Origin of the sequence: Arthrobacter sp. NPDC080073, from assembly GCF_040686575.1 — a bacterium.
Taxonomy (GTDB): domain Bacteria; phylum Actinomycetota; class Actinomycetes; order Actinomycetales; family Micrococcaceae; genus Arthrobacter.
On record NZ_JBFBKR010000018.1, the window covers coordinates 1 to 21,389 of the forward strand.

At 64.2% G+C, this 21,389-nt stretch carries 19 protein-coding genes; 4 read left to right on the forward strand and 15 right to left on the reverse strand.

Translation table 11 applies throughout. From position 1 onward, the window contains the following. Nucleotides 1–274: 274 nt before the first annotated feature. From AB0O52_RS17860 to AB0O52_RS17870, 3 genes are all read right to left on the reverse strand, one after another. Nucleotides 275–373 carry an AURKAIP1/COX24 domain-containing protein gene (locus AB0O52_RS17860; protein WP_003792170.1) on the reverse strand — a complete coding sequence of 33 codons (99 nt, stop codon included), beginning with the start codon at nucleotides 371–373 and terminating at the stop codon, nucleotides 275–277. Nucleotides 374–545: 172 nt separating this feature from the next. Further along, complete coding sequence (locus AB0O52_RS17865) at nucleotides 546–758, reverse strand: helix-turn-helix domain-containing protein (RefSeq protein WP_059389516.1); 213 nt, start codon at nucleotides 756–758, stop codon at nucleotides 546–548. Nucleotides 759–916: 158 nt separating this feature from the next. Beyond that, nucleotides 917–2,059 (reverse strand): 3-deoxy-7-phosphoheptulonate synthase, encoded by a 1,143-nt coding sequence (locus AB0O52_RS17870; RefSeq protein ID WP_364540268.1) that lies wholly within the window; start codon nucleotides 2,057–2,059, stop codon nucleotides 917–919. 324 nt (nucleotides 2,060–2,383) lie between these two features. Between AB0O52_RS17870 and AB0O52_RS17875 the strand changes: the two genes are divergently transcribed. Next, the gene (locus AB0O52_RS17875; RefSeq protein ID WP_364540271.1) at nucleotides 2,384–3,397 is read left to right on the forward strand and encodes a LacI family DNA-binding transcriptional regulator; all 1,014 of its coding nucleotides are present in this window, start codon (nucleotides 2,384–2,386) and stop codon (nucleotides 3,395–3,397) included. On the opposite strand, the gene AB0O52_RS17880 is transcribed toward AB0O52_RS17875, so the two are convergent. Further along, entirely contained in the window at nucleotides 3,387–4,091 is a 705-nt protein-coding gene (locus tag AB0O52_RS17880) for an FCD domain-containing protein (RefSeq protein ID WP_364540273.1), read from the reverse strand. The two genes, AB0O52_RS17875 and AB0O52_RS17880, sit on opposite strands and share 11 nt — an antisense overlap. 205 nt (nucleotides 4,092–4,296) lie before the next feature. Here AB0O52_RS17880 and AB0O52_RS17885 point away from each other — a divergent pair, with 205 nt between their 5' ends. Further along, nucleotides 4,297–5,475, forward strand: coding sequence for an alpha-hydroxy acid oxidase (locus AB0O52_RS17885; protein WP_364540453.1), 1,179 nt, complete (start codon nucleotides 4,297–4,299; stop codon nucleotides 5,473–5,475). A 77-nt stretch (nucleotides 5,476–5,552) separates the two neighbouring features. On the opposite strand, the gene gdhA is transcribed toward AB0O52_RS17885, so the two are convergent. The 3 genes from gdhA to AB0O52_RS17900 form a co-directional block, all read right to left on the reverse strand. Then, nucleotides 5,553–6,890: an NADP-specific glutamate dehydrogenase gene (gene gdhA, locus AB0O52_RS17890; protein WP_364540276.1), complete on the reverse strand. Its 1,338-nt coding sequence runs from the start codon at nucleotides 6,888–6,890 to the stop codon at nucleotides 5,553–5,555. Between the two features lie 155 nt (nucleotides 6,891–7,045). Next, complete coding sequence (locus tag AB0O52_RS17895) at nucleotides 7,046–7,630, reverse strand: metalloregulator ArsR/SmtB family transcription factor (protein ID WP_364540279.1); 585 nt, start codon at nucleotides 7,628–7,630, stop codon at nucleotides 7,046–7,048. 98 nt (nucleotides 7,631–7,728) lie between these two features. Continuing rightward, a complete protein-coding gene (locus tag AB0O52_RS17900; RefSeq protein WP_364540282.1) occupies nucleotides 7,729–8,940 on the reverse strand; it encodes an acetoin utilization protein AcuC in 1,212 nt (403 codons plus the stop codon). 112 nt (nucleotides 8,941–9,052) lie between these two features. Between AB0O52_RS17900 and AB0O52_RS17905 the strand changes: the two genes are divergently transcribed. Continuing rightward, nucleotides 9,053–10,486, forward strand: coding sequence for a potassium transporter TrkG (locus tag AB0O52_RS17905; RefSeq protein WP_364540284.1), 1,434 nt, complete (start codon nucleotides 9,053–9,055; stop codon nucleotides 10,484–10,486). Next, nucleotides 10,479–11,165: a TrkA family potassium uptake protein gene (locus AB0O52_RS17910; protein WP_059389511.1), complete on the forward strand. Its 687-nt coding sequence runs from the start codon at nucleotides 10,479–10,481 to the stop codon at nucleotides 11,163–11,165. Before AB0O52_RS17905 ends, AB0O52_RS17910 begins: the two co-directional genes overlap by 8 nt. A 17-nt stretch (nucleotides 11,166–11,182) precedes the next feature. On the opposite strand, the gene proC is transcribed toward AB0O52_RS17910, so the two are convergent. The 8 genes from proC to AB0O52_RS17950 all read right to left on the reverse strand — a co-directional run bounded on the left by proC (nucleotide 11,183) and on the right by AB0O52_RS17950 (nucleotide 21,379). After that, nucleotides 11,183–12,013 carry a pyrroline-5-carboxylate reductase gene (proC, locus tag AB0O52_RS17915; RefSeq protein WP_364540287.1) on the reverse strand — a complete coding sequence of 277 codons (831 nt, stop codon included), beginning with the start codon at nucleotides 12,011–12,013 and terminating at the stop codon, nucleotides 11,183–11,185. Nucleotides 12,014–12,265: 252 nt separating this feature from the next. Continuing rightward, nucleotides 12,266–13,102: a sugar phosphate isomerase/epimerase gene (locus AB0O52_RS17920; protein ID WP_284754077.1), complete on the reverse strand. Its 837-nt coding sequence runs from the start codon at nucleotides 13,100–13,102 to the stop codon at nucleotides 12,266–12,268. Nucleotide 13,103: 1 nt separating this feature from the next. Then, the gene (locus AB0O52_RS17925) at nucleotides 13,104–14,168 is read right to left on the reverse strand and encodes a Ppx/GppA phosphatase family protein (protein WP_364540291.1); all 1,065 of its coding nucleotides are present in this window, start codon (nucleotides 14,166–14,168) and stop codon (nucleotides 13,104–13,106) included. A 71-nt stretch (nucleotides 14,169–14,239) separates the two neighbouring features. Next, nucleotides 14,240–14,737, reverse strand: a complete 498-nt coding sequence (locus AB0O52_RS17930) for an SseB family protein (protein ID WP_364540293.1) — start codon at nucleotides 14,735–14,737, stop codon at nucleotides 14,240–14,242. A gap of 143 nt (nucleotides 14,738–14,880) precedes the next feature. Beyond that, a complete protein-coding gene (locus AB0O52_RS17935) occupies nucleotides 14,881–15,768 on the reverse strand; it encodes a hypothetical protein (protein ID WP_364540295.1) in 888 nt (295 codons plus the stop codon). A 321-nt stretch (nucleotides 15,769–16,089) separates the two neighbouring features. Continuing rightward, on the reverse strand, nucleotides 16,090–18,801 hold the full coding sequence (gene topA, locus AB0O52_RS17940) for a type I DNA topoisomerase (RefSeq protein ID WP_364540298.1): 2,712 nt from the start codon (nucleotides 18,799–18,801) through the stop codon (nucleotides 16,090–16,092). A gap of 232 nt (nucleotides 18,802–19,033) precedes the next feature. Continuing rightward, complete coding sequence (locus AB0O52_RS17945) at nucleotides 19,034–19,675, reverse strand: winged helix-turn-helix domain-containing protein (protein ID WP_364540301.1); 642 nt, start codon at nucleotides 19,673–19,675, stop codon at nucleotides 19,034–19,036. A 36-nt stretch (nucleotides 19,676–19,711) separates the two neighbouring features. Further along, nucleotides 19,712–21,379, reverse strand: coding sequence for a methyltransferase (locus tag AB0O52_RS17950; protein ID WP_364540305.1), 1,668 nt, complete (start codon nucleotides 21,377–21,379; stop codon nucleotides 19,712–19,714). Between the last annotated feature and the right edge of the window lie 10 nt (nucleotides 21,380–21,389).

Genomic DNA, 21,389 nt, shown 5'->3' on the forward strand with positions numbered 1-21,389 from the left:
CGGACGTCGAGGCAAGCCACACCTTCCTCGTCCCGTGCGGCTGCAAATAATACTCATGCATGAACTCACGGATCTCTTCCCGCGTAAAACCCTTGCTATCAACGGCCATCGCCGGCTCCTTCAATCAACAGGTAATGAATGACTCACAACCAGCTTGACGAAGAGGGAGCGTCATCAAAACGACCCACATACGTGAGCGAGCGTCTCCGGGGGATGATGCAAAAATGCCCGCCGCCTCGGGAGGCAACGGGCATTCACGCTGTAGGAAGTATCTCTACTTCTTATTGCGACGCTGGTGGCGGGTCTTACGAAGCAGTTTGCGGTGCTTCTTCTTTGCCATACGCTTGCGGCGCTTCTTAATAACTGAACCCACGTAAGTTCCTAACCAAACTAGATTGAGACTCTGTCTGCTGGGTGAGGTCCTTGAACTGAGCAACAGACTTTACAACTGACAGATTCTTACAATGACGTAAAACGTTCCTTAACAGGGTACCGCCTATCGGGGGCACCCAATGACCGCTGGCCCTTTGGAGACCAAGCCAGACTCAAGCCGTCTCCGAGTGTCCGTCGACGACCGCGCCCTTGAGGTACTGGCTCACTGCATCTTCGGGGACACGGAATGATCGTCCAAATCGGACGGCCGGCAATTCTCCCGAGTGGACCAGACGGTACACGGTCATTTTGGAAACCCGGAGGACTTCGGCAACTTCAGCCACTGTCATGAAACGCGCGTTCGAGAAGTTAGTCTCTGCGGACATTTCTCCATATTCCTTTGCTCTCAGCGGTTAGCGGCGAACCCCAGCATTCATTACCTGGTGTGCCGATGCTGAGCCATCAAACAACCATGTGCTAGATACTCTAGAGGCTGCTGGTACCAAAGTGAAAGTCTTTCGGCCAAGTGGAGGCTACGTTTCCTTTAGTTGGAGGCGGCGGTCCGACGCTTGCGGGCCGAGGCCGCCAACTGGTTCAGGACCGACACCGTGACGTCCCATTCCATGCAGGCGTCGGTGACGCTCTGGCCGTACACCAGCTCCTGCTCGCCAGCCGACTGCCGCTCCACATCCAGGTTCTGCGCCCCGCCGACAAGGAAGCTCTCCAGCATGACTCCCGCGATCGGCGAATCAACGTCGTCTTCCAATTGCGCACCGATTTCCAAGGCGACTTCGGCCTGGCGATGGTGGCTCTTACCGCTGTTGGCATGGCTCGCGTCAACGATCAGCCGCGGATTCAGCCCCTTCGCTCCAAGCTTCTCCGAGGCGGCAGCAACCTGGTCGGCGGCGTAGTTAGGACCCTTGCGGCCACCGCGCAGGATCACGTGCGTGTCCGGGTTGCCCGAAGTCGCCACCAGGGCGGCGCGGCCATCGCCGTCGATCCCCAGGAACGCCTGGGGTGCGGCAGAGGCACCGCAGGCATCGATCGCTACCTGGAGGTCGCCGTCGGTCCCGTTCTTGAAGCCAATCGGCATGGACAGACCGGAGGCGAGCTGGCGGTGGATCTGGCTTTCGGTGGTCCGTGCACCGATGGCGCCCCACGCCACAAGGTCGGCCATGTATTGCGGACTGATGGGCTCCAGGAACTCGGTGGCCGTCGGCAAGCCGAGGGCCGTGACTTGCTGCAGGAATCCACGCGCAGCACGAAGCCCGGCCGCAATGTCATGACTGCCGTCCAAGTGGGGATCGTTGATGAGGCCCTTCCAACCCACCGTGGTGCGCGGCTTCTCGAAGTATGCCCGCATGACGATCAGAAGGTCTTCCTTGTGCTTCTCCGCCTGGCTGACCAACCTGCGTGCGTATTCAAGGCCGGCCTTCGGATCGTGGATGGAGCACGGGCCCACGATCACCAGAAGGCGATCGTCCACGCCGTCCATGATGGCGCGGACCCCATCGCGTCCGCGCTCGACGACGGCGGCGGACCTCGCGTCGAGCGGCAGTTCGGCGCTGATTTCCTGCGGCGTGGGGAGCGGCTCGAAGCGGCTGACGCGAAGGTTCGACGTCGACTGGGCGCCGGCATTCTCGACGTCGACGTTATGTGTGCTGGGCTCTGCTGCGATGCTGGTCATGAAAGGGGTCCTGTTCCGAAAAGGTGCGGACCCTACTCAGAGCCCGCCTGGAAATGGCGAAGGGCAGAGAATAATCTCTGCCCTGCTGGCTCTGAAGGAAAGTTGGATGCGTGTCAGTTAGACGCGGGCCCCTCCAGAGCCAACGAAAAATACGCATACCAACGGTTAGTCATAGCCAAACCATAGCGTCAGGCTCCGGATGCCCGCAAATCGAAATGCAACGACATCAAGGGAAACCGTTTCCCCACGCACTATAAACTTCACCTCAGAACAATTGTTGGCGCCGCGTTGGAGCAGGGCGGCCGCAGCTCAAGGAAGGAAACCATGCCAGGCAGAAGGAACACCCGGCGGGTGGGCATCGCAGATGTGGCATCCATGGCCGGCGTTTCGCATGCCACGGTTTCCCGCGTCATGAACGGAAATACAACCGTGGACGCGGACATTGCCGCTCGCGTGCGCGCAGCCGCCTTGGAGCTGAAGTACAAGCCGAACCCGGTGGGCCGCAGCCTGGCCCTGGGAAAAACCGACACTATCGGAATCGTGGTGCCGGACCTGTCCAACCCCACGTTCCAGGCCATTCTCCGCGGACTCAGTATTGCCGCGGCCCGCGACGGCTACCGCGTGTTGATCGCGGACTCCTCCGAGGTCTCCAGCGAAGAAGCGATCCTCGCCGGGGAAGCGCGGAGGCGATGCGATGGCGTCGTTCTTTGCGCCCCCCGCATGAGCGACGCGGAACTGGAGGAACTCGCCCCCACGCTCTATCCGCTCGTCCTCATCAACCGGACCACCGAGTCGGTGCCGACTCCCAGCCTCGTGGTGGACTACGGCCAAGGCATCCAGGAGCTCGCTGCCCATCTGGTGGAGCTGGGCCATCGCAAACTGGCCTACCTGACGGGACCGGACCGCAGCGGGTCCAACGTGCAGCGCCTCCGCGGGCTTGAGAAGTTCACGGCCGAATTCCCGAACATCGAATTGCAGTTCATTCCCGGAGGCAACACGTTCGACGCCGGGTTCGAGTCAAGCGATGCGGTCGCCTCATGCGGTGCCACAGGGATACTCGTCTTCAACGACGTCGCGGCGATGGGCCTCTTGAGCGGACTAAGCGAGCGCGGGATCCGCGTGCCGGAAGACTTGTCGCTCACCGGTTTCGATGACATGCCCTTCGCCCGGTACACCATGCCTCCACTGACCACCGCAGCCGTGCCGATCTCCGACCTCGGAGACCTTGCGTGGCGCCGCATGCGGGAGCAGATCCAGACCAACGACGCCGCCTCCCCCACGAACTACTTCCCGCCGCGTATTGAACTCCGGGGCAGCACCGGACCCGTCAAGGCCTAGGTTCCGCAGGGATCTGCCCCAGCCCTGCCTCCCGGTAGTACCCCAAGATGTGTTCGGCAATGAGGGTCGCTGCCCGGCCGCCGTCGGCGTCGTTCACCGCCGCCAAAATGGCGCGGTGCTCGGACCTCAGGCGCCGTGCGGTGCTATCCCAATCCGGCAGGTTTGCCGTGAGCGCCGCGGCGTAACCCTCAATCGCTTCCCGGAGCGATCCCATGATGGTGCTCACCACCGCATTTCCGGCGGCTTCCGCCAGCGCCAGGTGGAAGGCGACGTCCAGCGCGAGGAAGTCGTCGACGGCGGAACTCGCCTCCATTTCGGCCAGGAGCCTCGCTGCTTCCCCGAGTTCGGGGGCGTCGGCCTTGGCGCGTGACACCGCCCATGATTCGAGCAGGACCCGCGTCTCCACGATGTCGGCGATCGGCAAATGCTGCGTGGCCACATGGAGGCGGAGCGCGGAGCCGAGGGCCGTGGCCGGTTCCGCGATGACCACAGTCCCGGCATCCTTGCCGGAGCCGACACCTGCCCGCACCACGCCCATGGCTTCCAGGATGCGGATGGCTTCGCGGACCGACGTCCGCGAGACCTCCAACTGCTCGGCCAAAGCTCGCTCAGCGGGAAGCCGTCCCCCAAGCACCAATCGTCCCTCGGACAATTGCTTTTCGATCCAACTCAGGACGAGCTCGTGCGTTCGCATGGATAAATAGTAGTTGATGTGGTCGGACCACATGGCATAGAGTGTGGTCTAACCACACCAGCACACTGGAGACAGCACCATGACGCAGACCGTCCAGCCGAGCAACGCCCCTTCCCTTGAGGCGCCCGCGAACGCCTCCACCGCCGTCGGGCGCCCCGCAGCGCTCAAGCGCCGGGTACCCAAATACGCCGACCTGGCGCCGCTCATGAAGTTCAAGAAGCCCGAGTTCAGCAACGCGGCGAAGCTGCGCCGCGCATCCACCGTTTGGGAACTGCGGGACATGGCCAAGCGACGCACTCCCCAGGCACCGTTCGACTACACGGACGGTGCAGCGGAGGCGGAAATCACGCTTCGCCGGGCCCGCCAGGCGTTCCAGGACATCGAGTTCCGGCCCGGAATCCTGCGCGACGTCTCCAGCATTGACCTCAGGACCGGGATCCTGGGCAAGGAATCCCGGCTTCCTTTCGGCATCGCTCCGACGGGATTCACCCGCATGATGCAGTCCGAGGGTGAGTACGCGGGCTCGCAGGCGGCCGAAGCAGCCGGCATTCCGTACACCCTTTCCACGATGGGCACTGCCTCCATCGAGGATGTGGCCGCCGCGGCTCCGAACGGCCGCAACTGGTTCCAGCTGTACCTCTGGACCGATCGGGACCGTTCCCTGGAACTGATCGAGCGCGCCGCCAAGGCAGGAAACGACACCCTCATGGTCACGGTGGACACCGCCGTCGCGGGCGCCCGGCTGCGGGACGTCCGGAACGGCATGACCATTCCGCCGGCGCTCACCCTGAAGACGGTCCTGGATGCCTCGTACCGGCCCGCATGGTGGTTCAACTTCCTGACGCACGAGCCGCTGACCTTCGCCTCGCTCTCCCGTTATACAGGAACCGTGGCCGAGCTCATCAACTCCATGTTCGATCCCACCCTGACCTTCGAGGACCTCGACTGGCTGCGCGAAACCTGGAAGGGCAAGCTTGTAGTCAAGGGCATCCAGACGGTGGAAGACGCCCGCAAGGTGGTGGACCACGGCGCGGACGGCGTCGTGGTCTCCAACCACGGCGGGCGGCAACTGGACCGGGCGCCGATTCCGCTGCACCTCGTTCCGGAGATCTCCGCGGCACTGAAAGCGGATAACAGCGACGCAGCCATCATCCTGGACACGGGGATCATGAGCGGCGCCGACATCGTCGCGGCCTTGGCCCTCGGCGCCGACTTCACGTTGATCGGCCGCGCCTACCTCTACGGGCTCATGGCCGGCGGCCGGGCAGGCGTGGACCGCACCCTCCAGATTCTGGAGAAGGACATGGCACGCACCATGGCCCTGCTCGGAGTCACCAAGATCTCGGAACTGAACCCGGATCACGTGCGCCTGCTGCAGCGCTAGGTCGGGCTGCCCAAGTAACTCGCAGTAGGTGTCGTTTTCGGCCCTCTAAACGACACCTACTGCCAGTCAGTTGGGGCCTAGATGAGGCCCTGAGCCAACATGGCGTCTGCGACCTTCACGAAGCCGCCGATGTTGGCACCGAGGACATAATTGCCCGGCGCGCTATATTCCTCCGCGGTTTCGGCACAACGATCGTGGATGCCCACCATGATTTCCGTAAGGCGTGCTTCCGTGTGTTCGAAGGACCAGGAATCGCGGCTGGCGTTCTGCTGCATCTCCAACGCCGACGTCGCCACACCACCGGCGTTGGCCGCCTTGCCCGGGGCAAACAGGATGCCCGTATCCTGGAAAACCGCAACGGCTTCGCGGGTAGAGGGCATGTTGGCGCCTTCCGCGACTGCCAGCAGACCGTTGCTGACGAGCTTGGCCGCGGCCTCGCCGTCGAGCTCGTTTTGCGTCGCGCACGGCAGTGCAACGGTGCCGTTGACGTCCCAGACCGAGCCGCCGGCCACATAATTGGCACCCCGGCGACGCTCCGCGTATTCAGTGAGGCGGCCCCGTTCGACTTCCTTGATCTGGCGGAGCAGCGCGACATCGATTCCGGCCTCGTCCACGATGTACCCGGCGGAATCGGAGCAGGCCACCACTGTGGCGCCAAGGGCCTGGGCTTTGGCGATGGCGTAAATGGCGACGTTGCCCGAACCGGAGACCACGACGCGTTGGCCATCGAAGGACTGGCCCCGGGTCTTGAGCATCTCCTGGGCAAAGATGACCGTGCCGAAACCAGTAGCTTCCGGCCGGACCAAGGAGCCGCCCCACGACATTCCCTTGCCTGTGAGGACGCCCGACTCGTAGCGGTTGGTGATGCGCTTGTACTGGCCGAACAGGTAGCCGATCTCACGGCCTCCCACGCCGATGTCGCCGGCAGGAACATCAGTGTATTCGCCGATGTGGCGGTACAGCTCGGTCATGAAGGACTGGCAAAAGCGCATGACTTCGGCGTCGGAGCGGCCACGGGGATCGAAGTCCGAGCCGCCCTTGCCGCCACCGATCGGCATGCCTGTCAAGGCATTCTTGAAGATCTGTTCGAAGCCGAGGAACTTGACGATGCCCAGGTAGACCGAGGGGTGGAACCGCAACCCACCTTTGTAGGGGCCCAAGGCTGAATTGAACTCGACGCGGAAACCGCGGTTGACGTGAACGCGGCCGGCATCGTCGGTCCAGGGGACGCGGAAGATGATTTGGCGCTCGGGTTCGCACAGGCGCTCAAGGACGGCGCCTTCGAGGAATTCCGGGTGCCTGTCGTGTACCGGGCCGAGGCTTTCAAAGACCTCCGTAACAGCCTGGTGAAATTCCAGCTCGCCCGGGTTCCGCGCCAAGACGGTGTCCCGGACTGCTTCCAGCCTCGAATCCATGTGACTTCCTAAAACTTCAGCGCCGAGGGGCGGGTCTGCGTACGATCCCGCTTATGCTCCCATCAGACGCGCGGCAGTCTCCATCTGAACCGATTACGACCGGGCAGCGCTGAGGGCAGAGGCCAGTCGAAAAGCGGGATCACCGCGGCTTGCTGCTACTTCTTCCGCCCGAACTTCGGCAGGTTGGGTAGGTTCGGCAGGTTCGCCAAGAGGTCCGCAGCCTTGGTGGCGGCACGGCCAACTGTGCGGCCGATCTGCTGCGGCCTGGTGTCGTCGGCTCCTGCGGCGGAGGCAACAGCTCCGGAGGCGGGAACGGTTTCAGGCGCGCGCTCGACGTCGGTGCTCGCCGGAGAAGCGAGCGGCTCGCCGTCGGGCTGGGTCCGCGCGGCGCCCTGCTGGCCCGCCGCTCCCGGCTGGCCAACCGAACGTGTGCGGGGGCTGCGTGCCGGCGTGGCGGCTTCGGCTGCAGCATTGGCGGGTCCGACGTCGAACGTCTCCAGCCAGTTGGCAACCCCGGCGAGCGGCTTCGGGTTCAACGCGTAATAGCGTTTCTGTCCCTGTGCGCGCATGCTGACGAGATCCGCCTCGCGGAGTACCTTCAAATGCTTCGAAATGGTGGGCTGGCTCGCGGCGAGCTCCTCCACCAGTTCCCCCACAGCCTTGTCCCCAGAGCGGAGGGAAACCAGAATGTCACGCCGGGTTGCCTCAGCAATGACGGCAAATACGTCGTCAGTCACCATGCCTCCCACCCTAGCGACATATACGCCAAAAGGCATCAACTATTTCGCATGTGCGCGTGGCGTTGCCCTCGGCTTTGCGCCGGCTGGTCGAACACGCATCAGTCGAACCAGGGATCCAGTCCGTAGAGCGGGAAAATCTCCTTGCGGGTGGCGATGATCGTGCGGTCCACGGCATCCGCGGGGTCGTACCCGACCTCCCACGAACGCCACCAGGTGTCGACGCCGTCGCCCATGAATTCCGGTACCGCTTCCCCGTACTTTTCCCGGACATAGCTCCGGAAAGCCTCCGGGACCGGAGCCGTCAGCTGGACGGGGTGTTGGGCCACGATGCCTATCAAGTGGCTCCATGTGCGTGGTACCACTCCCGTGATGTCGTACCCCCCTCCCCCGGTGGCGATCCAACGGTTTTCGCAGAACCTGGCGGCGAGGCCCGCGACGGCGGTGGCCGCCTCGCGTTGGCCGTCCACACTCAGGTTGAGGTGAGTGAGGGGATCGAGTTTGTGGGAGTCGCAGCCATGCTGGCTGACGATGACTTCCGGTTCAAACGCCTGAACGAGTTGCGGCACCACGGCATGGAACGCGCGCAACCACCCGGCGTCGCCCGTCCACGCAGGCAGTGCCACGTTGACGGCTGTGCCGAGTGCGTCCTGGCCGCCGATCTCGTTGGCGAATCCCGTTCCGGGGAACAGCGAGAGGCCGCTTTCGTGCAGGGAAATCGTCAGGACCCTCGGGTCGTTCCAGAAGATGCTCTGGGTGCCGTCGCCGTGGTGGGCATCGACGTCGATGTACGCGACCCGGCGGACACCGCCGTCGAGCAGCCTCTGCACGGCGAGTGCGGCGTCGTTATAGATACAGAAGCCGCTGGCACGCCCACGGGAGGCATGATGCATGCCGCCGCCGAAGTTGACGGCGCGGACCGCGGTCTCGGACAGGATCGCCTCGGCCGCGAGCAACGACCCTCCGGCAAGCCGGGCGCTGGCTTCGTGCATGCCGGCAAATGCCGGATCATCTTCGGTGCCGAGCCCGCGTTCGGGGTCCGGCGTCGTCGGGTCTTCGCTTGCACGCCGCACTGCGGCGACATATTCGGCACTGTGCACTGCCTGGAGTTCGACGTCGGACGCGACCTCGGGCGCCTGGACGGACACATGCTCCAACTCGAAGAGTCCGAGCGCCGCTGCGAGCCTGGCCGTCAGTTCAAGCCGCGCGGGGGCCATCGGATGCGAGGGACCGAAATTGTATGCGGTCATGGCGGGATCCCACGCCACCGTCGTTGGCAGCGGGGACGGACGGAGGCCTGCCCAGGAAGTCATCAATGACAGGCTACCCGAGCGGCGGGAACGCACCTGCCCCGTTACGGCGGGCGATTAGTGGTTTACTACTCAGGAAAGCAGAATCAATCGACCAGAAGCGAACAGCACTGCCATGACTCAGAGCCAGTCGAGGTCCCGAGACCCGGCCAGCTGGCAAACCGTCCAGCCGGAGCGGGGAGGCCTGTGGATTTTCACGGGTATCCGCGACTTCATCGACAACATCGCCAACTCCTCACCGGCGCGATTGGCGCTCACGGCGTACGTCTTCGCGATTCTCTTCTTCACCGGCCTGCTTTCCCTGCCGGCGGCATCGGCCGACGGTGCGGTCACTCCGATCCACCAGGCCTTGTTCACCGCTGTTTCCAGCGTTTGTGTCACAGGCTTGACGGTTGTGTCGACGGCGACGCACTGGACCTTCTTCGGCCAGCTCGTGATTCTCGTGGGCATTTTCGTGGGTGGATTGGGAACCCTGACACTCGCATCCCTCCTGGCACTCATGGTCAGCAAACGGCTGGGCGTGAGGGGCAAACTCATCGCCCAGGAGGCCATGAACAACGCCGGACGCTTGGGCGAAGTGGGTACATTGTTGCGGATCGTCATCTCGACCTCCGTGACCATCGAAGCCGTCCTGGCCATCGCGATGATTCCCCGGTTCCTGACACTCGGCGAGGACTTCTGGCAGGCCGTCTGGCACGGGGCCTTCTACTCGATTTCGTCCTTCAACAATGCCGGTTTCACCCCGCATTCCGACGGAATCGTGCCCTACGAGACCGATCTGTGGATTCTTGTGCCGCTCATGCTTGGCGTATTCCTCGGCAGCCTCGGCTTCCCGGTGATGCTGGTGCTTCGACAGCACGGCTTCAATTGGAAGAAGTGGAGCCTCCACACCAAGCTGACCATCCAGGTTTCCCTGATCCTCCTCGTCGCCGGCGCAGCCCTCTGGGCCTTGATGGAGTGGGACAACACCAACACCATCGCCAACATGAGCGTCGGCGACAAGATCACGCATTCCATTTTCGCCTCGGTCATGACGCGCTCCGGTGGCTTCAACCTGGTCGACCAGGGCCACATGGATTCAACCACCAGGCTGTTGTCGGACGCGCTCATGTTCGCCGGCGGTGGTTCGGCGTCGACGGCGGGCGGCATCAAGGTGACCACGATAGCGGTCATGTTCCTCGCCATCGTCGCTGAGGCCCGGGGCGACGACGACGTCAAGGTCTACGGCCGCACGATCCCGGAAGGCACCATGCGGGTAGCCATCTCGGTGATCGTCGCCGGTGCCACCTTGGTGTGCGCATCCGCATTCTTGCTCTTGGCCATCAGCGGCGCCAGCCTGGACCGGGTGCTCTTCGAAACCATTTCAGCCTTTGCAACCGTGGGACTCAGCACGAACCTCAGCGCCGAACTGCCGCCGTCGGGGGTCTACGTCCTCGCCGCCCTCATGTTCGCCGGCCGCATCGGCACCATAACCCTTGCCTCCGCCCTGGCGCTCCGCCAGCGCAGGCAGCTATTCCATTATCCGGAAGAGAGGCCGATCATTGGCTAATTCAACAGGCGCCCCCAACCGGCCGGCGCACAACGCGCCCGTCCTGGTGATCGGCTTGGGCCGATTCGGTGCAGCCACCGCCGAGCAGCTCGTCAAACAGGGACGCGAAGTCCTGGCCATCGAGCGGGACCGCACGCTCGTCCAGAATTGGGCTTCCGTGCTGACCCACGTAGTCGAGGCGGACGCCACCAATATCGATGCCCTCCGCCAACTCGGCGCGCAGGAATTCAGCTCTGCCGTGGTGGGTGTGGGAACGTCAATCGAGTCCTCGGTGCTCATCACGGTGAACCTCGTGGACCTGGGCATCGAACACCTTTGGGTGAAAGCGATCACGGCCTCGCACGGCAAGATCCTCACGCGCATCGGCGCCAACCATGTCATCTACCCCGAGGCCGACGCCGGCGTCCGTGCGGCACACCTGGTGTCGGGGCGCATGTTGGACTTCATCGAGTTCGACGACGATTTTGCCATCGTGAAAATGTACCCGCCCAAGGAAACCGTGGGCTTCACACTGGATGAATCCAAGGTCCGGTCCAAGTACGGCGTGACCATTGTCGGGGTGAAGTCCCCGGGCGAGGACTTCACCTACGCCCGGCCGGACACGAAGGTTTCTGGCCGCGACATGCTGATTGTGTCCGGGCACGTGGACCTGCTGGAACGGTTCGCGGCGCGGCCGTAACTGACCTTGGGGCGACGCTAGGCGAGCTGCTGCGTGATTTCCGCGGCCCGGGCCGCGGCTGCCCGGGCTCCGTCGGCGATGATCGCGGGAAGGCCGCCCTCGTTGAATGCCGCAATGGCGCGTTCCGTGGTGCCGTTGGGGCTGGTCACTGCGATGCGGAGCGCGGTCGGGTCGGCTCCAGGCTCGGCAAGCATGAAACCCGCGCCTGCCACGGTCTCGCGGGAAATCATGAGGGAGAGCTCAGGGTCAAGGCCAAGTTCGACGCCGGCGGCCGCCATGGCCTCGGCAAGGTAGAACGCGTACGCCGGGCCCGAGCCGCTGATGGCGGACAGCGCATCCACCTGTTCCTCGGGGATTTCCACGACAGTGCCGGCGGCGGAGAGGATGTCCTTGGCCTGCTGGAGCTGCTCGGGCGTGCAGTTGGTTCCGGGCGAAACGGAGACCACCCCGCGGCCGAGCTTGGCAGGCGTGTTGGGCATCGTGCGAATGACAGGCTGGCCCGCCGGCAGGGCTGCCTCCAGCTGGGCGATGGACACGGCTGCGGCAACGCTGATCACAATGGTGTTCTTGGCAAGCGATGGCGAGATCTCCCGGGCGAGATCGGCAATTCCCACAGGTTTGACACCCAGGATGACAACCGAAGCGCCCTTCGTGGCCAGCTTGTTGTTGTCTGGCTCCTCGGCGCCGGCGATGGTCATCACATGGTGTCGCTGAGCAAGTTCGGCGGCGCGTTCTGCTCGACGTACCGTGGCGACGACGTCAGAGGGATCCGTGCCGGCGGCCAACAGGCCACCCAGGATGGCCTCGTTCATGGACCCACAGCCAAGGAATGCGATTCGGTTGCTCATGGCTCCATAATGCCAGTTCAGCTGCGCCGCTGCCGAACCAGTTCCAGGGTTCCCCGTAGGGCCCGGGATTCCCAGCTAGTTCCCAAGGTTATTGCAGGCTGCACCCAATATCGCTGCGTAACTTAGTAGTTACCTCATTGAGGGTGCGAGTGATGAGGCGGGCATGGGGATGTCCGCCACAAGCACCGGTGGTCGAACGGGTTTCCCCCCATTTTCCCGTATCGGCCGCCGGTGCTTTCTCGTTTAAGGATCCTAGATCTCGAAGGCTCCCACGAGCGGCGCCCCCAAGTGCTGGCGCGCGAAGCGGAGCGTTTCGGCGAGCCACTCCTCGCGTTCACCAGCAGCCTTGGCCTTGCGCGTTGAGATCTCGGCAACCACCGTGCCCTCGAAGCCGTTGGACGCGAGATACTGCAGCGCCTCGGCGCACTGTTGGGTCCCGTAACCGGGGATCAGGTGTTCGTCCTTGCCCGAGCCCGAACCGTCCGTGAGGTGGACGTGACGCAGCTTGCTCCCGAGCGCCCGTATCGCCTCAAGGCTGTTGGCCCCCGCGGTGGCCGCATGCGAGAAGTCCCAGGTGACGTCGTCGTAATCCTGCCCCATCGGATCCCAGTGCGGGAGGTAAGCGAGCGCCTCCCGGCCGCGCACTCGCCACGGGTACATGTTCTCTACCGCGATGTGCACTTGGTACATCGCGGCGATCTCGCGCACGCCGGCAGCGAAGTTCTCCGCATAGTTCGACTGCCACCGGAACGGCGGATGGACCACCACGGTGTTGCAGCCGACCTCGCGCGCCATCTGACAGGACATCTCGATCTTGTTCCATGCCGGGCCCCAAACCTGCTGGGTCAGCAGCAGGGTGGGCGCGTGGATGGAGACGATCTGCTGCTCGTAGCGATGGCTTAGCTGGATGAGGGCATCCGGGTTCTGGCTGGTGGCGTTGTTGGTCACCATCACCTCGACACCGTCGTACCCCAGGTCCTGGGCCACGGCGAAGGCGTCATGGACGCTGAGCGGATAGACAGAAGCGCTGGATAGCGCCACCGGGATCCTCGGCGTGTCTTCTTCGGAGTGCTCGACGTCGGTGCTCATGTTAGTTGGCCTGCCTCCCGGCGATGGGGATTGGTGTAGATACTGCCGCGGGCGCGGCCGTTTCGGTGTTGGCGCCTAGGCGTCGTACCGGTACCGTACCTCCGAGCCCCACATGCGGGGCCGGAGCAAGCGGGCCGTCGAAGATCAGCTGGTCGAGCCGGCGCAGGATCAGTCCCTCGCGCAATGCCCAAGGGCAGATCTCCATGCTGGGAAACTCGAACATTTCCAATGCGGCCTCGGCCACGAGGGCACCCGCAAGGATCTGTGCTGCCCGCGCATCCGAGACGCCCGGGAGGTACAGCCGGTCCTCGACGGTCATGGCCGAAATCCGCTGCGCCCAGAGTCCCAGGTCCGTGGCATGGAGTTCGCGCTTGACATAAGGGCCGGCCCCGCTGGGGGCCGCGCCTGCGATGCGGGCAAGCGAACGGAAGGTCTTGGAGGTTCCGGCCACCAGGTTGGCCCGGCCCAATTGCTTGAACTCACGCACGACGGGCTTGAGCGTGTGGCGGATATACTTGCGGAGCTCTTTGACGCTCTTGGCCGTGGGCGGGTCATTGTGGAGCCAGTCCCTGGTCAAGCGGCTGGCCCCAAGCGGTACTGACACCGCCAGCTCGGGCAGTTCGTCCTGGCCGAACGCCATTTCGAAGGAGCCGCCGCCGATGTCCAGGTCCAGGATCGGCCCGGCCCCCCAGCCGTACCAGCGTCGCACCGCGAAGAACGTCATGGAGGCCTCTTCGCTGCCGGTCAGTTCCTGCAGGGTCACGGTGGTTTCGTGCTTCACCCGGGCAAGGACTTCGATGCCGTTGGTGGCTTCGCGGATGGCCGAAGTACAAAAAGCCAGGAGGTCCTCGGCCTTGTGGCGGGCCGCGAACTCCCACGCTTCGAGGACGAACTCGATCAACTCGTGTTGGCCGGCGTCGTTGATGTTACCTTCGGCGTCCAGGAACTGAACCAGCGAAAGTGGTCGCTTGTGGGAGGCAAACGCGACCGGGCGTGCGCCTGGATGCGCGTCCACCAAAAGCAAATGGACGGTGTTGGAACCGATGTCTAGGACGCCAAGACGCATTCTGCCATTATTCCCCGATTCGAAGCGTGTGAAGCAAGTACGACCGCCGATTCGTACCGGCAGGTAGTCAATTAGTCTTGGGGTCCGTCGGTGCCGGCTTCTTCGGCCGGGGCAGCGGCTTCGTCGGCGGCCGGCTCGGCGGCCGGGGCGGCGGCCGGCTCGGCGCGGGTGAAGTCGCGGCGGACGTTGGCGATGCCTTCCGGGCCCATCTCGAAGCCGTGCTCGCTGCCGGGGTTGATTACCAGGCCCAGCTCGTCGCCGATGCTGTCCAGGATCGCAGAACCGTGGGTGCCCAGGACGTTGGGCGCTGCCTCGAGGAAGTGTGTTTCCACGCGGCTCGGGTGGCTGAACACCGCGAGGACAGGCTGGCCCTCCGAGTTGGCGAGGACAAGTGGCTCCACGGCGGCGTCAGGCTTATCCAAGGAGTCCGCGCTCAGGATGTAGACCTCGTTGTTCAGGAAGGCCAGGATGACGTCCACCGGGTTCGCGTCGGGTTGCCCGGCCTTTGCGAGCTTGGATTCGAGGTCGTTCAAAGGCAGGGATTCCGGGGCTGCAGGCTGATCTGTCATGGTTCCACTCGATCACGGTTCCCCTGCTCGAAGCAATTCCCGGTCCGCCCGTGCCCCGCTCCCGGCCCGCTCGCCCGCCGAGATCGTGGGTCCGGGCCGAGGGCTACGTTCCGGAACGTAGTCCTCGGCCCGGGCCCACGATCTCAGCCCCGAAGAAGCGTGAGCAGACGTACTTTCAGGCCGCGTTCGTCGAAAAGGTCCTTCCAATCAATGCGCAGGATCCGCCAGCCCTGCTCAGTCAGCAGCTTCTCCCTTTGCCGTTCTTCGAAGATCACTTCCGCAGTTGGCTTGTAGTCGAAGTATTTTGCCTTGCCGTCGAATTCGAGCGCAGCCCGAAGGTGCGGCCATGCGAAGTCGAACCGGTAAGCGCCACGAGGTGTCCGAACCCGCAACTGGAGCACGGGATCCGGGAATCCGAGCTTGGCGATCGCGTCGCGGGTCAATGTCTCCCCTGGGGATTCGGACAATGGGTTAGCGAAGGCCAGGGCTTTTCGGAACGCCGTGACTCCCCGGGCACCGACCAGATTGGCGCACGCTGACTCCAACCACTCGCGATTGCATCCGCGCCTCAAACCGTGGTCCAAGAGAATCAGGCCCTGCCGATAGTTCAGTATCTGCGCGCAGTCCAGAACGGTCCGGTCAAGTGATGTCACCGGAAGTCCATCAATCTCGATCCGTTGCCCGGGGAGGAGGAGGCCTGAATGAGCCCTGACGTCTGCAGCATGGGATCCACTAGCTGCGTGGTAGGGGATGATGACGTGGATCAACTGATCAGCCTTCCACAAGTACAAACGGTGCAGACGTGCGGCGGAGGTGTGGCTGAAGGTCAACCCGTCCGCCGTAACGCGGAGGGTCCGATGGCAATACGCCGCCAGTTGACCGCGTTCCCGGCCATCGTCCGAAAGCCCATTCCAGAAGCTGCCACGGACAAGGACGCCTGTGCGGACCCTCACCAGTGAGCCGGAGCGGAGGTGCGCATTGATCCATCGCTTGCTCAGTCCTTGGGACAGCAATTCCTCTGTCCTCCACATGTTTCCATGCAGGGGAAGCAAGGGCGCTCCCGAGCTTGTGAGCGCTGGGACGGCCGCGCGTGCCGGACGCGCGGGCGCTGAAGCCATAGGGGCTTTCGCCGGTTCCAACCGATCCCAAATTTCCGCTAGTGGGTCCACGGGGACAACAGAGTCAATGTTTCCGTAACTGTTCACTGCTCAAGCTTCGGCGAACAGCGGAGCGCGCAGAAGCAGTCAATCGAGCTATGTGGAAACCCCAGAAACCCCGCACGTGGGTGTGGGCCGGGGGCTGCGTTCCAGAACGCAGCCCCCGACCCACACCCACGATTTCGGCAAACGGAACTACTTCTTCGCAGGCGCCTTGCGGGCCGTGGCGGTCCGCTTGACGGGGCCCTTGGCGCGTTTCTCGGCAAGCAGCTCGATTGCCTGCTCCCGGGTCAGCTCCTCCAGGGACGTGGCCCGCGGGACGGTGATGTTGGTTACGCCGTCGGTGATGTACGGGCCGAAACGGCCTTCTTTCACCACGATGTTCTTCTCCGAAACCGGGTCCGGACCGAACTCGGCCAGGGGCGGCACGGCAGCACGGGCACCACGCTGCTTCGGCTGGGAGTAGATCTCCAGTGCCTGTTCCAGGGTGATCGTGAAGATCTCTTCCTCGGATCCGATGGACCGCGAGTCCGTGCCCTTCTTCAAGTAAGGCCCAAAGCGGCCGTTCTGCACCGTGATGGGGTTGCCCTCGGCGTCCTCGCCGAGGACGCGGGGCAGGCTCATGAGCTGAATGGCTTCATCGAGGGTGATCGTGTCAACGGACATTGACTTGAAAAGCGAGCCTGTGCGCGGCTTGGCCTTGACCGGCTTCTTCGGCGGCTTGGGTTTGCCGTTCTTGTAGTATTCCACCGGCTGGTTTGCCAGCTGCTCTTCCGTCATCTCCGGGATGATCTCGGTGACATAGGCACCGTAGCGGCCGTTCTTGGCCACGATGGTGTGCCCGGTGTGCGGGTCCGTGCCCAGGACACGTTCCTCGGGGGCAGCCGTTTCCATGAGCTCCACGGCCTTGGCCGCGGTGAGCTCGTCCGGAGCGAGGTCCTCGGGGACGTTGGCACGCGCCGCCTCCACGACTTCGCCTGTTTTGGGGTCGACGGTGGGGATCGAGCTTTCCAGGTACGGGCCGAACTTGCCGACGCGCAGCGTGATGCCCTCGGCAATCGGCACCGAGTTGATCTCGCGTGCATCGATTTCACCGAGGTTGTTGACGATGCTCAGCAGGCCGGGATCGGCGTCTTCACCGTAGTAGAAGTGCTTGAGCCAGGCGGCGCCGACAGCCTGCCCGTTGGCGATCTTGTCCAGATCGCCTTCCATGTCGGCCGTGAATTCGTAGTCCACGTAGTCGGTGAAGTGCTGCTCCAACAGGCGGATCACCGAGAAGGCGATCCAGCTGGGGACCAGCGCAGACCCCTGCTTCCGGACGTAGCCTCGGTCCTGGATGGTGGAGATCGTGGACGCGTAGGTGGACGGACGGCCAATGCCGCGCTTTTCCAGTTCCGCGGTCAGCGATGCTTCCGTGTAACGCGGCGGGGGCGAGGTCTCGTGGCCAACAGCAACGATTTCCGAAGCCGTGAGGGAATCGTCCTTCGCCACGTTGGGCAGGCGCCGGGCTTCGTCGGAATCGTCGTCGCCGCGGCTCTCGTCCTTGCCTTCTTCGTAGGCCGCGAGGAAGCCCGGGAAGGTGATGACGGTTCCGGAGGCCGAGAATTCGGCGTCGCGCCCATCGGCAGCCACCGCACCGAGGCGGATCGTGGCGGTGGAGCCCTTGGCGTCAGCCATCTGGGAGGCAATGGTGCGCTTCCAGATGAGTTCGTAGAGGCGGAATGCGTCGCCGCTCAGATGGTTGGCCACCTGGGCCGGGGTGCGGAAGGAGTCACCCGCGGGTCGGATGGCTTCGTGGGCTTCCTGTGCGTTGGCTGCCTTGTTGGCGTAGACGCGGGGAGACTGCGGCACGTACTCGGGACCGTACAGCTCGGACGCCTGGCGGCGTGCGGCCGTCAGGGCTTCGTCGCTCAATGCGGACGAGTCTGTACGCATATAGGTGATGTAGCCGTTTTCATACAGGCGCTGGGCGATCTGCATGGTGCTCTTGGAGGAGAAGCGCAGCTTCCGGCCGGCTTCCTGCTGAAGGGTCGACGTCGTGAACGGCGCCGCGGGACGGCGGGTGTACGGCTTCGTGTCGACTGAGCGGACGCGGAAGTCCGCGTTCTCCAGCCCGGCGGCCAACGACGTCGCGAGTTCCTCGTTGAGGTGGACCACGTTCGCGGAGGTGAGGACGCCGTCGTCGTTGAAGTCGCGGCCGCTGGCTACCTTCGCGCCGTCCACGGCAGCGAGCTTCGCTTTGAAAGTCGCGGAGCCGGTGCCGAACTGACCGGTCAGGTCCCAGTACGAAGCGGACTTGAACGCCATGCGTTCGCGTTCGCGGTCGACCACCATACGGGTCACGACCGACTGCACCCGGCCGGCGGACAGGCCACGGGCAACCTTGCGCCACAGCACCGGGGAGATTTCGTAACCGTACAGTCGGTCCAGGATGCGGCGCGTTTCCTGGGCGTCGACGAGGGCGCTGTCGACGTCGCGCAGGTTGTCCATGGCGCGGTGGATGGCTTCCTTGGTGATTTCACCGAAAGTCATGCGGTAGACGGGAACCTTGGGTTTCAGGACCTCCAGGAGGTGCCACGCGATGGCCTCGCCCTCGCGGTCCCCATCGGTTGCGAGATAGAGCGCGTCAGCGTCTTTCAGCTGGGCCTTGAGCTCGGCAACCTTTTTCTTCTTGTCCGGGGACACCACGTAATACGGTTTGAAGTCGTTTTCGATGTCGACGGCGAACTTGCCCACCGAGGTCTTCTTCAGTTCTGCAGGGAGGTCCGAGGGCTGCGGGAGGTCGCGGATGTGACCGATCGAGGCCTCGACAATGAAGCCTTCGCCCAGGTACTTGGCGATGGTCTTGCTCTTGGCCGGAGACTCCACGATCACGAGTTTCTTGCCGGTTTTTGCCTTGCTGGGCACGGTTCTCCTACAGAAAAATGAATTGCTTGGGCTCGTGCCCATATTGGCCTAGTTCACCATATTTTGCAGAATCGTGCGTTTTCATGTGCACAGCTGCTGTGGAGGAACAGTGAGCCTGGGCCCACGCCGCCAGGGTTCCCTGGCCGTGGGGCCCCACCGGCGAGGGCCCCTGCCTGAGCTTGCGAAGGCTGGGAGCCGGTGGGGACTTGCGAGGTTAGGGTGGCGGTGGGGACTAGCTTGAAGACGGCGTCCGGTCGTCCGGAATCATCGACCACATCGTAGCGATTCGCACCGCTCCCTCGGGAATCCGCGTGGGATCTTCGAGTTCATATGACCTGATGAGTTCCTGGAATTTGGCCTTGAGATCCGTCCGCTGTTCCGGAGTCAAGTAAAGCAGATCGCTCGATAACACCATGGCCGCTGCCTCATTCGCGGCCTCGCCGCGCTGGCGCCGCTCGCCACGGGCCCGGGTGAATGCGGTCGCCCGACGCCGGAAGGCGTCCAGTTCGAGTTCGACGACGGCGATCTCCGGGCTGGGAGCGTTGCCGCCGGATTTGATGGTGAAGTCCGAACCCGCGGCCTTCCAACGGCGTTCGCGCGCGTCGCCCTCGTTGTCCGCGGCAGTCACGATCCCCCATTTCTGGAGGGCCCTCAGGTGGTAGCTCATGGCGCTCGGCGTGAGCCCGGTCTGCGCGGCGAGCTCCGTGGCCGTACGGCTCAGCTGTGTGGAATACAGCTCCGAGATGACCTCCAGCCGGGCGGCATGCGCAAGCGCACGGATCGCTTTGGGGTCGGTGATCTCTACCGTCTTCTCGGGCCGTTTCCGGCGCTTCGGGGATGCCAGCCCTGTGGATACCCCGTTGTCTTCATTCACCGGAACAGTTTATCCGCCGGTGCCGCCGCATTTGTCCTATGCCACGGGAAGCAGGAAGCCATCGCGGACCAGATTCCCCACGTCGGAGAGCAACCCGGCGCGGAAGGCGTCGTCGTCGAAGTCGTCTCCTCCACCCAGGAGGGCGGCCAAGGCGCCGATCAGCTGGTGGACGGACAGCTCGCCGTCACATGCCGACACGAAGCCGGCAAGCTCGGTGCTCAGCAGATTCGTCCGGCGCAGCCCCGCGCCCTGGCGCAGCAGGATGACGCCGGGGTGTTCGGCGCCGGGCCGCTGGTGGCGTTCCTCGGTCACGTCCTCAGCCACCACCAGGTGGGCGTCGGAGAGCTCGTGGGTGCCCAGCCAGTCGGCACGTTCGACCGCGGCGGCAAGGTGCGGACCGATGGGCTGCTCGATGGGATACGTGATTTCCTCGAAACGGGCGGGTGCAGCTCCCGCAGTCAGCGGCCGCCGCAGCCAGATCATTCCAAAACCAATGGCCTCCACGTTGCGGGACGCGAAATCCTCCAGGTAGGCGGCGTAGGCATCTCGGTAGAGGTCGCGGTCGCGGCCCTCGGAGGCGTCCTGCAACCAGGTCTCCGCGTACAGCTCAGGACTCACCTGTTCCCGCTGAATGAACCACGCCTCCGTGCCGGACCCTGCGAGCCACGACGCGGGCCGCTCGCTCCAGCCGCTGCCCGCAGGGATCTCCCAGTTGCCGAGCATTTGCGCCGTGCCGCCGGGCGCGAGGACGTCGGGCAGCGTGCGGACGAGGTTGGCGACGATGTCGTCGCCGGGCAGCCCGCCGTCGCGGTAGGTGAACTGTTCGGAAGAGTGCTCGCCGGCACTTCGCGGCGTAATGACGAAAGGCGGATTGGACACCACCAGATCGAAAGTCTCACCGGCCACGGGTTCCAGGAGCGAGCCCAGCCGCAAGCTCACCCGCGATTCGAGATCAGCGGGGTCAAGGTGCAGGGCCTCCGCATTGAGCATCAGATTAAAGCGGGTGAACGCGAGGGCCCGTTCGGAGATATCCGTGGCCGTGACGTGCTCGCAGTGGTGCAGCAGGTGGAAAGTCTGGATTCCACAGCCCGTCCCGAGGTCAAGGGCGCGCTTCGAGTGCCGGCGGATGGTGGTCTGGACAAGCGTGGTGGAGGCCTGCCCGATGCCCAGCACGTGGTCATGCCGGAGCACGCCGGGCTGCTGGTGGGCGGCGAGATCGCTGGAAACCCACAGTTCGGCGCCGCCGCTGCCGCTGTTGCCCGCTCCGGAGTCGCCGTCCCAACCGTACGGCCGCAAGTCCACTTTGGCGGCGACAGCGCCGCCGTCGTTCTTCTCCACCAAGCCAAGCTCCATCAGGCCCGAGGTACGGACGCGCGGCAGGGCGGCGTCGAGGTCGCCTTCGGTTTGCGGTACAGCGAGAAGCCACAAGCGCACGACGACGGCGAGCGCGGCTTTCGCGCGGTCCGTCGCCGGGTCTGCCGTTAGGGCAGCCGGTTCGGTGACGATGAGCGCAGGGATGAGTTGATCCCGGGCGAGGGCCGCGTGCGCGGACTCCCCGAGAAGTCCTGCCACGCCGTCCACGGTGTACCCGACGTTCCGCAGGTCGTCGGCGAGCGCTGTGAGCAACTCGGGACGGTCGCTGCGGGGAGCGTCGAGCCCGGCTGGGGTGGTACCAAAGATGGCGGGCGTTACGGGATCAGTCACTGTGCAAGTC